This is a genomic window from Candidatus Baltobacteraceae bacterium, from assembly GCA_036488875.1.
GTDB lineage: Bacteria > Vulcanimicrobiota > Vulcanimicrobiia > Vulcanimicrobiales > Vulcanimicrobiaceae > JAFAHZ01.
The window spans coordinates 397370-409789 of record DASXGW010000013.1 but is presented as its reverse complement, the minus strand read 5'-3'; the positions used below and the strand labels follow the sequence as shown (position 1 = coordinate 409789).

Annotated in this window: 6 protein-coding genes; 1 reads left to right on the top strand and 5 read right to left on the bottom strand. The window is 64.1% G+C overall.

The features are described 5' to 3' along the window. Positions 1–2: 2 nt before the first annotated feature. The 4 genes from VGG89_16485 to VGG89_16470 form a co-directional block, all read right to left on the bottom strand. Entirely contained in the window at positions 3–1823 is a 1821-nt protein-coding gene (locus tag VGG89_16485; protein ID HEY1978151.1) for an acyl-CoA dehydrogenase, read from the bottom strand. 33 nt (positions 1824–1856) lie between these two features. Further along, positions 1857–2267: a PadR family transcriptional regulator gene (locus VGG89_16480; GenBank protein HEY1978150.1), complete on the bottom strand. Its 411-nt coding sequence runs from the start codon at positions 2265–2267 to the stop codon at positions 1857–1859. Between the two features lie 69 nt (positions 2268–2336). After that, positions 2337–2774: a universal stress protein gene (locus VGG89_16475; GenBank protein HEY1978149.1), complete on the bottom strand. Its 438-nt coding sequence runs from the start codon at positions 2772–2774 to the stop codon at positions 2337–2339. A gap of 486 nt (positions 2775–3260) precedes the next feature. Then, the gene (locus tag VGG89_16470; protein ID HEY1978148.1) at positions 3261–8894 is read right to left on the bottom strand and encodes an Ig-like domain-containing protein; all 5634 of its coding nucleotides are present in this window, start codon (positions 8892–8894) and stop codon (positions 3261–3263) included. A 26-nt stretch (positions 8895–8920) separates the two neighbouring features. Here VGG89_16470 and pbpC point away from each other — a divergent pair, with 26 nt between their 5' ends. Further along, the gene (gene pbpC / locus VGG89_16465; protein HEY1978147.1) at positions 8921–11158 is read left to right on the top strand and encodes a penicillin-binding protein 1C; all 2238 of its coding nucleotides are present in this window, start codon (positions 8921–8923) and stop codon (positions 11156–11158) included. On the opposite strand, the gene VGG89_16460 is transcribed toward pbpC, so the two are convergent. After that, positions 11130–12269, bottom strand: coding sequence for a hypothetical protein (locus VGG89_16460; protein ID HEY1978146.1), 1140 nt, complete (start codon positions 12267–12269; stop codon positions 11130–11132). The genes pbpC and VGG89_16460 overlap by 29 nt on opposite strands. Positions 12270–12420 lie beyond the last annotated feature (151 nt).

Genomic DNA, 12420 nt, shown 5'->3' with positions numbered 1-12420 from the left:
GGTTATGCCGTTACCGTCATCTTTCGATCGAGTTCGAACTGGTCTTCGGTGAGCGTCATCACATCGCCGGAACCGTCCATGATCTGTTTCGTGAAGTACGCGCCTTGCGACAGGACGTGCGTCGCGTAGAACTTCGCCGTCGCAAGCTTGGCTTTATAAAACTCCGCTTCCGGGTCGCCGGCGGCGATTTTTGCAGCCGAGATGTGCGCGGCGCGGGCCATCTGCCAGCCGCCGGCGATCACGCCCCACAGCTTGAGGTAGGGCACGCTGCACGCGAGCGCTTTTTTCATGTCGCCCATGCCCGTCATGCCCATCCACTGCGAGACTTCCGTCAGCGCGGCGAGGCTCTTGAGCAGCGCTTCGCCGATGCTTTTGACGTCGGCGTTGTCGCTGGCGGCGCACTCCTTGGCGGTGGCTTCCATCTTCTTGCCGACGGCCATCGCGCTCGCGCCCATGTCGCCGATGAGCTTGCGGCCGAGAAGATCGAGGGCCTGAATGCCGGTCGTGCCCTCGTAGATGGTGATGATGCGCACGTCGCGGTACTGCTGTGCGATGCCGGTCTCTTCGATGTAGCCCATGCCGCCGAAGATCTGGAGCGCGTTCGAGCAGAGATCGATCGCGTTCTCGGTGCACCAGCCTTTGACGACCGGAATCATGAGCTCGACGAACGCCTTGTGCTCCTTGCGCACTTTCTCGTCGGGACTCTTATGGGCGTAGTCGAGCGACGCGGCGGTGACGTAGGCCAGCGCGCGCATCGCCTCGATCGTGGCCTTCTGCCACATGAGCATGCGGCGCACGTCGGGATGGTGGATAATCGTTACCGCGCTCTTGTCGCGCGTGGTGACGTCGCGGAACTGGACGCGCTCCTTGGCGTACTCGAGCGAGTGTTGGTAGGCGCGATCGGCCAACGCGATGCCTTGCACGCCGACGGAAAATCGCGCGGCGTTCATCATGATGAACATGTACTCGAGGCCGCGATTGGCTTCGCCGACCAGATAACCGACGGCGCCGCCCTTCTCGCCCAGGCTCATCGTGCAGGTCGGATTACCGTTGATACCGAGCTTGTGCTCGATGCCGGCGCAAACGATGTCGTTGCGCTCGCCGACCTTTCCGTCCGCGGTGACGACGAACTTCGGCACGACGAAGAGCGAGATGCCCTTGGTGCCTTCCGGCGCGTCCGGCAGACGCGCGAGCACCAAGTGAATGATGTTCTCGGCCATGTCGTGCTCGCCGAACGTGATGAATATTTTCTGACCGGTCAGGCGGTACCGGTCGCCTTCCGGAACGGCTTTCGTACGTACTTGCGCGAGGTCCGACCCGGCTTGCGGTTCGGTGAGGCACATCGTGCCGGTCCACTTGCCGCTGACGAGGTTCGGAATGTACGTCTTCTTCTGTTCGTCGCTTCCGCACAGCTCGATCGCTTCGATTGCGCCTTGATTGAGCAGTGGACCGTTTGCAAAACCGATGTTGGCCGCGTTCCACATCTCCAACGTCGGGCCGAGCAACAGCGACGGCAGCCCTTGACCGCCGTATTCCTCGGGAACGGGAAGACCGATCCAGCCGGCGTCGGCGAACTTTTTGTACGCCTCTTTGAAGCCCTTGGGCGTCGTAACCTCACCGTCGTTCCACGTGCAGCCTTCTTTGTCGCCGATCCGGTTGATCGGATCGAGCACCTCGGTTGCAAACGTTCCGGCCTCCTCGAGAATCGGATCGAGGACGTCCAACGTTTGTTCGCAGCCGGGAAGCTTCGAAAGTTCTTCGACGTTTGCAAGCTCGCGCAGAACGAACTGCATGTCGCGAAGGGGGGCGCGGTACGTGCTCATCGTTGTTTACGTCTTTCTTCTATGAAGTGGTGGTCAGGAAGCCGAGGCGTACAACTCGCCGCGCAAACGCGCAACGGAAGCGGCTAACATCTCGAGGTAAGGCAGCATCCCGGTCTTGATGCGGTCGAGTCGCTCGATTCCGGCGTCGGTAACTTTGTAAAAGCGGCGCGAACGTTTGGTGGGATGCTCCCACTCGCCGACGATGAAACCGCGTTCCTCGAGCCGCCGCAATAGCGGGTAGATGGTGTTCGTGTTGACGGCCAGCAGGCCCTCACACAGCGCTTCGATGCGCGCCATCAAACCGGAACCGGTATCGGGCTGTTCGGCGAGCAAGTGCAGCACCAAGACGGGGAAGACCGTCTTGGACTTGATGGGTCCGCGAATAAGCGTTTCCGCTACGCGGGCGGAGGGCTGGGAAGCCCGCTCTGCGACTCGGGATGCCATGTGTGATTAGGTATAGCATTATTAAAACTAATAATGCAAGGCCCGAGCAAGCTTATTTCAGGGGCACGGTTACTCGGGCTCCCGAACGACCATGACGGGAATGGCCGTCGACCGGACGATCTTTCCGGCTACGCTGCCCATCACGATTGCCGCGAGCCGGTTGCGCCCGCGGTAACCCGCGACCAGAACGTCGGCTCCGACCTTTTCGGCGCATTCCAGGAGCGCCGGGACCACCTCGCCGGTCAGCAGGTGGGTTTGCGGCTGCAGGCCGGTGGCGAAGGCTAGGGCTGCCGCCAGCTGGACCGCCTCCTGGGCTTGGTCGGAGAGCAAGTCGGGCGCGTTGGCGGGCTGCTTCGCAAGCATCAACGGGATATCCGCATACGCAACCACCGACGCGATATGGAGGCTCGCGCCGGCCCCCAGCGAGAGTGTCAACTCCACAGCCTTGCGGACGGCGGCCATCGCCTCGTCAGATCCGTCCGTGGCAACCAGCACCGTGCGAAACATCAATGCCCTCCTGCGCACCCATGATACAGTGTGCGCGATTATGGTTACGGTCCGGAATCACTGACGAAGAATGCGGCACTTCTGTCATCCTGAGCGTAGCGAGGGCGAGCGGAGTCGAAGGGCAGGCGCTAGGGTGTAGAGCTACCAAGGTTCCAAACATCACGCCGAAGACAGCGACTGCGCGGTAGCTGATCTCCCAATATCCAGGGCGAGAAGCGATTCCGAAGGATCCAATTTTATAAAGCCACATTAGCGGACCGCCGCGATTGTAGAGTTCAATTTGCTTCTCAGCCCAAGGTCTTGCCTTGATCCAAATGACCACCGAAAGCGTGAGCCACCCAGCGGTAACGAGATAAAACGGGAGCATCTCGCGTGTCACCTTAACAGCCGTTAGACGTGGGATACGCCTGCCCTTCGACTCCGCGCCCTGCGGGCGCTACGCTCAGGATGACAATGCGGCGGTCTAGCGCAGCTAACATTTTGGCCCTAAGGCGTGATGTGGAGTTGCGTTGAGGCGCTGCGGCCGAACTGTTCGGGCGCGTCGCGCAGATACGCCTTCGCGCCGGGCCACAAGAACGTTCCCGGCGTCACCGACCGCACCAGATAGTGCATCTCGTACACGCCCGGACCTAAGTGCTCCGCAAATCCCATCACGCGGTCGCGATAAATTTGCTGCGTGTCGAGTTCCCAGCTGTCGCTTTGCGGCACGAGCGTCGCTAACGTCGTGCGGAAGCTCGTATCGACGGCTTCAAAACCGGCCGGCAGCGGATCTTCGATCAATAGGCGGTCGACCGGATGATCGACGATCACGCGCACGCCGACGTCGAAGACGTTGCCGGCAGTGATGTCGACCGGCGCGACGGCTGCCAAATCCATGGTCGCTACCGGCGTGCTGCTCGCTCCCGGTGGAGCGACCGTGCGGATCACGCGGAACGCCGCGAGCTCGCCCGGCGCGTTCGCAGCAACCGGATACGAGTAAAGCACGATGTAGTGAATCGTTCCGCCCTGCGCCGCGACGTCGAGAGCGCCGCCCTTGACTTTGCTCGCCGCAATCGTCACGCTCTGCGACGACGCAACGCCGTTGAACTGCGCCGATGCCAAGGTCGCGCCGCCGGCCGTCACCATCGCCGATGCCGGCCCTAAATGCTCGGTCGCAGCGTACGCGGCGAGCGCCATCGTTGCCGAGGCGGTGTCGTCGATCGTCGGCCATCCGCAGCGGCATTGCTGTGCGACCAGTTGGCGCACGGCACCGTCGAGCTGTTCGACCGGAGCGTGACGCTCGATCAGCAGCTGCAGCATCTGCGCCTGTGCGTCGACGGTCGAACCCATCCATCCCCACTGCGACGACACGTTAGCGGCGGAGTACCGTCCGGTGACGTACAGCGTTTGCTGTAAACGATCGGCGAGCGCGGCTCCCTGACTCTGCCACCCCGGCGTCGCCAGCAAGAACCGCGCCAACCGGATTTTGGTCGCGGGATCGAACGTCGACTGCTGCGCGACGATATCGTTGAGGAAGTCGGTCTGACGGCGTCCGCTTGCCGCCAGCGCCCACAGCGCCTCGAATCGCAGCTGTGCCTTACAGTGCGCGTCGTCGCACCATTTATAGCGCGACGGGTTGGCCAGCGATTGGGCGACGAAGGCCTGCGCGCGAGAGACGACACCCGAATCGACGGCAACGCCGTGCGCTTGGGCGAAGGCCAGGGCTTCCAACGCGTAGGCGGTGGCAAACGGATCGCTCGCCTTCGATCCCTCGCAATACGCGAAGCCGCCGTCGTCGCGCTGCAGCGCGTACAGTTTCGCAAGCACGGTCGCTATCTGCGCTGCCGGATCGAACGAAAGATTCAGACGGTACGGCCCGCGTAATCCCTGCAGCGCGCCGGCAACCTCCAATCGCGAGGCGAGCTCGTCCGCGAAGGGATACGGATCGGCGTCCATCATTCGTTCGCTGGGAACGACGAACTGCGGAACGATGGAGTTGGCCAGTGTAATCTGCACGAAACCGCCGCGGTTCAAATCGATCGGAATCGACACACGCGACGCGGTTGCGCTGCTCTCGATCACCGCGTCGGTGCTGCCGCGATCGATCGCCCCGAACGAAACCTTGAACGCATCGCTTGCCGAGCCCAAATGGCTCGTTGCTTCAACCATCGTCGGCGACGGCGTCCCCACGTGTACCGGGAAGCGCCACGCCTGCGTGCCGGTCGAAGCTTGGTCGGACGTTTGCATCCGGTGCGGGTCGCCCGACGTAAACGCCAACGCACCGCTGAGCTGCAGCACTAAATCGAGCGCACCGCCGTTACCGGTTTGATTCGACGCCGAGACGCCGAGTCCGAACGTGTCGCCGGGCCGCGCGAACTGCGGCAGCAGCGGATTGGTCATCAACGGCAGCGCCGAGATGAACGTCGTATCCGACGTAACAAAGTGCGCATCGTCATCGGCAACCGCTACCGCCATCACGCGCCACGTCGTGAGGTCGTCGGGCATCGAGAACGTGACGCCGGCTTTGCCCGATGCGTCGGTCGGCAGCACGCGATAGAATGCCAGCGGCAAGAAGTGCTGCCGCACGCGCGTGCTCGCGGCGCCCGCCAAGTATCCGCCGCCATAGCCGAAGCCTTTCTCGGGGGGCGGCGTTTGCGTTTGCAGCACGATGCCCTCGCGATTGTCCGAGAAGATCGTCGAGACGGGTTGATCGGCGAAGACGGTCTGCACCAAGTCCGGAGGGCGATAGCCCGAGAGCTGTAAGATCGCGTCGTTGACGACCATCGCAACGACCTCGCCGCGCGCCGGGCTGCCGTCTTTGTGCGTGAGGGCAAAATCGACGTGCTGCGAGCCGCCCGGCTGCACCTTGGCGGACTTGGGAACGATGCCGAGCTTCAGATACCGGTCGGCCGTGCTGACTTCGAAGCTCGCCATGCCGACGCGCGACAGGCCGTCGACGCTGCCCGGCTTGGCCGACGCGACGCTGGGACCCCGGCGAACGACGACCGCTTCGAACGCCGCGTTGGGCAGCATCTGGGGCGTGATCTTGAACGAAACGCGCGCGGCGCCGCCGGCGCCGCGCATTGTCGTGCGATACAGCATGTCGCCGCGCACCACGCTTACGTAGACGTCCGCCTTCGCATACGGCGAAGCGACCATCGCGGTCGCGGTGTCGCCGACCGCATACGACTTCTTGTCGAGCTTCACCGCGACCGCGTTGGCATCGCTCAAGCCCCAATCGGCTTCGCCCGGACCGAACGCAAAAATCTGATAATCGGTCGAGGTTGCATCACCTTGAGCGCTCGCAAAGTTTGCGACGACGCGATAAGGTCCGGGGTCGGGCGGCGTCAACTGAGCGTCCACCGGCGCCTGAGCCGACGTCACGTCGGTGCTGCCGGCATCCGCATACTCGATCGATTGCTGCGCGCTCTGACCGCCTTCGACTTCCTGGGTCGCCGACGTGTACGTCATCTTCTGCAACACGAGATGCACGCCGCGTCCGGCGATCGGATGGCCGCCGGCGTCGGTGACGATCACGTGCAGCGGCATCGGTTTTCCGGCCACGCCGCCCACGTCGGAGCTGATACCGATAACGCCGTCACCCGGCAGCGCCAGAAAACTCTTCGAGTCGGAGACCGATAGGTTCGAGACGTCGGTGGTTTCCATGTCGACGGTGTACGTCATCGGGAACGGCAGATCGCCCGGCACGCTGACGCTCAAGCTCGCGTTGCCCTGCGCGTCGAGCGGCAGATCGCGCTGCAGCACGTCGGTGTCGAACGACGGCGTCTGCTCGGGATAGAACCACTGACGCCCGAACAAGAACGCGTCCCATCCCTGCGGTTGAACCGACGCCAGCTCGCGCGTGACGTACGCGTGCGCGCTTCCGCCTTGCAGCGGGGCGCCGAAGAGATACATGGCGTTCGCGTTTGCCCGCACCTCGCTGCCGGCTTGCGCGGACGTTCCGCTCAGCGACAACGTCAGCTTGAAGTTCGGCGGCTTGAACTCGGCAACACGAAATCCGCCGTTGATGTCGTTTCCGCTCGCACCTTTGGCGTCGACCGTGTAATAGCCCAACGCCTGCTGCTTCGAGAAGATCAGCGGCAGCGAGAAAATCCCGTACGCGTCGGTCTTAACCGATCCGAGCGAGCTCTTATTATTACTGGGATCCTGCAAGGTGAGCGCGTACGTCGCGTTGCGATCCGCGACGATGCGATCGCCGCTGACGTAATAGGCGACGCCGGTGATTTCGCCGGTTTCGCCGGGCTGATACATGTCGCGATCCGGGAACACGGTTCCGCGCGAGAGCGGCGCGCCCGACGACCAGCCGCCGTTGACGTCGAAGCGGTAGATGCCACTATAGCTCTGCGTCTGCAACGTCGCAACGTCGCCGCCTTCGGTAGCAACCACACCCATCGTCGGCGCTTGATTGGCGTCGGCACCGGCGTAACAGCGTTCGATGTCGACGCCGGAGAAATCGGCCTCACCGTTTTGGCCCGTCGTGCCCTGCGCGCACGTGCCGAGCACCGTGTTGTTCGAGTTGTCGTAGCGATAGAGCGTCACGTTGACGCCGGCAGCCGGGGAACCGTCGCTCAAGTGCTGGGTCATCACGATACCGCGCTGCGGGAACCACTGCGCGAAGACGCCGATGTTCGTTAGCTGCGCGATACCTACCAGTCCCGGGCTGCTGTCGGCCGGATCCAAATCCGTGCGGAAACCATAGGCGAGCGCACCGTACGGGCCCCCGAGCTGCGCCTGCAGCGACACGCGGACGACGCTCTGCGCGTTGCGTTTGGCACCCGCGAGCGTGTGCTCGGGCCACGCCGACGGAGCGGGCAGCCAGTGCAGCGCGTCGAGACTCGTCATCAGGTCGTTGGCGGCAACTCGCGCGGTCGCCATGCGATACGCGTTGCGCGGAAGATTCGTCGCGTAGAAGTTGAGCTGCACCGGCGCGCCGGCCGCGATCACGTTGGCTCCGCTCGGCGCCCACGCGCCCGGACCGAAGTCGCTGGTGCGAATCGTGATCGTGCGCGCCTGACCGAGCGTTTGCCCGAACACGTCTTTGATCGTGGGCCCGAGGGTGGCAGCGTACGTCGCGTCGGGATCGAGAGCGTAGGGATCGATCGACAACGTCGTGCCGTCGTCGGAAAGTGTGACGAGCGATTTGACGTTCGCGGGCGCCGGCGAAACGGTCACGGCTCCCGCGATCGACTTTGCGTCGAGCGGATTGTTGAACGCGATGGACGGATCGCCGGCGGCAAACCGGGATCCGGAGCCGGGCGCGGGACTCGCGCTCGGCGTCGGCACGATCGCCAATGCGTCGTACGTGTGAATAGCGCCGCTGAACTGTTTGCTCGACGCAACGTTGCCGTAGGCAGGCTCGACACCCGCAGCGATGACCAGCGAGTAGGTGGTGCTCGTCTTCAAATCGCGCTGCGGCTTGACGTCGTACGTCCAGTCGTTGAGCGACGGATCGAAGAGCTCCGCACTGTTGCTTGCGGGATACGGCGTAGGCTGCGCTTCGAGGACGGCGGTAGCCGGCACCATCTCGCCGCCGCCTTGGAACGTCGTATGCGCCGCGAGCGAGGACGCGTCGACCGCGGCGTTGGACGTAATCTTGAGCGTGGGTAACGTCGGGGCCGGCCCGGGCGTCGCGCTTTCGTCCTGTGCGGCTTTGAGGGACGGCAAGTTGGTCATCGCGAGCGGATCGGTCTCGAACGTCCACGCGAGGTCGTTGGCAAGCGTGTCGCCGTCGAGATCGTGCAGGCCGGCGGAGAGCTTGACCGCCACGCGGGTGCCGATCGGCAGGGCTTGCTCCGCGACGAAGCCGACCATGCGCGGCGTGAGCAGCGAGAACTTTCCTTTGAGCGGCGGATCGAGCGAGAAGTGCGACAGCACGTCGGCCGGACCGGCCCCCGACAGCGCTTCGACCTTCGCAACCGGTTTGGCGAAGATAACGCGGACCTGCGCGAGCGACTCCGTCTTGCCGGTCGGCGAAATCGAAGCGATCCACGTGGGCAGCACCGGCTTTACGAGCGGTGCCACGGGCGACAGCTTTGTGGGTGTGGGCGCGTTTTGATTGCACGACGTCACGGCTGCGGCAGCAGCGATCAGGGTAACGGCGAAAAACAGCGATCTACGCACCGCCGTCGTACATTAACTCAAGCAACGTGAAACTCTTTGTGCGCGTCGTACCTTTTATCGCGGTCGTCGCAGCGGCCGCGACGCTCCTGGGCGTCTATCTCTGGGGCGTGGACGTCTCGACGCTTGCGCGAGGCCGCGATGCCGTCACCTTTACCGATCGAACCGGCGCACCGCTGGGGACGATTTTAGCTTCGGACTCGTCGCACGCCGTCTTCGTCCCGCTCTCGCGCGTCTCGCCCGCATTCGTGGACGCCATCGTCGCTGCCGAGGACGCTCGTTTCTATCGACACGGAGCGGTCGACGTGCCGGCACTGATTCGCGCCGCGCGCGAGCTGATCGTGTACGGCGAACCGCGCAGCGGCGGCTCGACGATCGCGATGCAGCTCGCACGTCTACTCCAGCCGTCGGGGAAGCTGGCGCAAATCGTGGACGCCGAACGCATCGCGGTCCGCTCGAGCAAGACGGCAATCCTCGAAGCGTACGTCAACCGCGTTCCGATGGGCGGCAATCTCTACGGCGTCGAGGCCGCGGCGCGCACGTACTTCGGCGAGCCCGCATCCGACCTCGACGTCGCCCAGGCCTCACTGCTGGCCGCGATTCCCAACGACCCCGGCCGCCTATCACCCGACACCGGCTGGAAGGCGCTGCGGGCGCGACAGCACTACGTGCTCGGCCGAATGGCCGCACTCGGCGATATCTCGCCGGCGCAAGCGTCGCGCGCGCTTGGCGAAACGCTCCACGTGCGCCGCCACGACGCCGGAATTGCCGACGCGGCGCACGCGCTCTTCTATCTCTACTCGCGAGTGCCGCCGGGAAGCGGACGCGTGCGCACGACCCTCGACCGCGCGCTGCAGCGCTTCGTGCAGGCGCAGACGCGCGACGTGGCCGGCGCGCTCGACGCGTATCACGTCAACGATGCCGCGGCGCTCGTCGTCGACAATGCGACCGGTGCAGTGCTCGCGTACGTCGGATCTCCCGATTACTTCTCCGACGAAATTCTGGGACGCAACGACGGCGTGCAGGCACTGCGCCAGCCGGGCTCGTCGCTCAAACCGTTTACCTACGAGGCGGCGCTCGAAAACGGAACGATCCGTTCCACGACGATTCTGCCCGACGTGCCGTCAACGTACGCGATCCCGGGCGGCAAGCTCTACCAGCCGGCCGACTATAGCGGACGGTTCAGCGGCCCGGTGCGCGTTCGCTACGCGCTGGCGAACTCGCTCAACGTCCCCGCAGTACACGTCTTGTCGTCGCTCGGCGTCGACGTGCTGCTCGACCGGCTGCACGCGCTGCACTTCGAACATCTCGACCACCCGGCTTCGTATTACGGACTCGGCTTGACGTTAGGCAGCGGCGAGGTGACGCTCTGGGAACTGGTGCAGGCCTACGCGACGATGGCGCGGAGCGGTTCGTACGTTCCGCTGCATCTCACCGGGAACGCCGCGCCGGCGCGCCCCGTCGGCACTGCGGCGACGTGGGCGCTCGTCGGCAACATGCTTGCCGACCCGCACGCGCGCGTCAAAGCGTTCGGCATTCATTCGGTGCTCGAAATGCCGTTCTGGGCGGCGGTGAAAACCGGAACGTCGTCGGACTTTCGCGACACGTGGACGGTCGGGTTCTCGCGTGAGTACACCGTTGGCGTGTGGGTCGGAAACTTCGACGGTTCGGCGATGCGCGGCGTTTCCGGCGTCACCGGTGCCGGACCGCTGTGGAATCGCATCATGCTGCACCTGCACGAAAACGGCGATCCGCCGCCGTATCCGCCGCCGCCGGGGTACGTGCGCGTGAGAATCTGTGCGACGACGGGCCACGCGCCGCTGGCGGGTTGCCGCGCCGTCGTCGAGGAGTGGGTGCTTCCGCGCGATGTGGCGTTCGTGCGGCACGCGGTGCCGTTGACCTTGACTCACGAGTACGATCCCTGGCTCGCGCAGCATCGCGAGATCGCTTCGCGCCGCGTCCGCATCGTTTTTCCGCACGACGGCGACGTGTTCGAACGCAACGCCGTAACGTCACCGCTGCAGGCGCGCGAGCAGCGCCTCGCACTGCGCGCGATCGCTCCGTCGATCGGGGCCGTACTCTGGTCGGCAAACGGCGTGCCGCTCGCATTGGATGCGAACGGCACGGCGTTTCTTCCGGTTCGATTAGGGACGTGGACCGTACGCGCCTACGACGGACGCTCGGCCGACACCGTGACCATTCACGTGGTGCCGGCGCCGCGCGACGACCGTCCCGGTTTTACTTCGTCAGCGCATCTACCGTATTAGTGTTATCGTCGTTGAAGTACAGCACCGGGCTCTTCTTGGTACCGCCGACGGCGAGACCGAACAGTGCGCCCGCCGCACCTTTGTCGACGTTGACTTTATCCAAAACGGTTGAAGGTTTGCAGGGCACCGCCGAACACGCGGGCTTAGCGATTTCGATCAGGCTGTTCGTGCCCGCCGGCTCGGTCGTGTTGCCGACGACCAAGTTGCCGTTGGCGAACTCCGCGGCGCTGATCGGACCTTTGAGCGGACTGCCGGAGTAGACTAACGAGGCCCACGACTTCTCGGGACCGCCGAACGTCTTTCCGCTCTTCCCGACCGTGATGCTCTTGGGCTTGCGCAGATTCATGACGTTGTGGATCGCGACGACGGTGTTATTGGCGCCGTCGACGACATAGAGCGTTCCGCACGCCGGATTGGCGCCGATCTTCACGCAGTTCTTCGGATCGAATACGAGGCCGGAGGGACCGAGAATGCTGCCCGGCTGTCCGTGGTTGACTTTAAAGCCGGTGACGATGGGCGTCATCGGCGCCGTGCATCCGCCGCCTCCCGCGCACGAAACCGCGAGAAGAATGGATCCCGTCGTCGCGTCGCTGACAAACAGCGCTTTCGATGCGTAAAAGTAGACGCCGCTCGAGACCGCCCACGCCGCGCCCCACGGACGCGAGAGCTTGTTGGTGATCGATTTGAGTTGCTTTCCAACACCGCCGCACTTACTCGTGGCGCAATATTGGTCGATCGCCGGTGCCAGCGCTCCGGTTGAGTAGATGCTGTAGACACCGTTTTGTTTCTTGCTGGCCGACAACGCGGAACATCCCAGGAGCGAGCTGTCGCCGGCAAAATGCTGCGGCGCCGAGCCGGGCTTCGTGGAAAGCGTAACGATCGTCGTGCCCATGCCCTGAACGTTCGCCGAGTTGTTGAAGTTGCAAACGTAGAGCGTGCTTCCGACGATCGTCAATCCGTAGGGATTGACGTCGCCGTTGTCCGGATCGACCGTCGAACCGATCGCCACGTGCTTCTTCAGAGTCTTTAAGACCGAAGCCGTGCCGCCGGCGTCGCCGAACAGCGCGCTTGCTTGATCGGGAGCCTGCGGGATCGCATGCCCGCCTCCCATGCCGGTACAAGCAGTCGCACACGCAAGTGCCGCTGCCGCAAATAGATTTCTCGTACGCATGAAGGCCCGGTGTTCGCAAGCCGCTGCGACCTGACCTTTTGCAAAACGGCAATATCGCGGTCATCTCGGCGTCACGCCCGGCGGCGACGAT

What these genes read in the sequence shown, in the direction of transcription:
- VGG89_16475 (HEY1978149.1), bottom strand. Translation starts at nt 2,774, where the DNA reads ATGTTTCGCACGGTGCTGGTTGCCACGGACGGATCTGACGAGGCGATG.
- VGG89_16485 (HEY1978151.1), bottom strand. Translation starts at nt 1,823, where the DNA reads ATGAGCACGTACCGCGCCCCCCTTCGCGACATGCAGTTCGTTCTGCGC.
- VGG89_16460 (HEY1978146.1), bottom strand. Translation starts at nt 12,269, where the DNA reads ATGGGAGGCGGGCATGCGATCCCGCAGGCTCCCGATCAAGCAAGCGCG.
- VGG89_16480 (HEY1978150.1), bottom strand. Translation starts at nt 2,267, where the DNA reads ATGGCATCCCGAGTCGCAGAGCGGGCTTCCCAGCCCTCCGCCCGCGTA.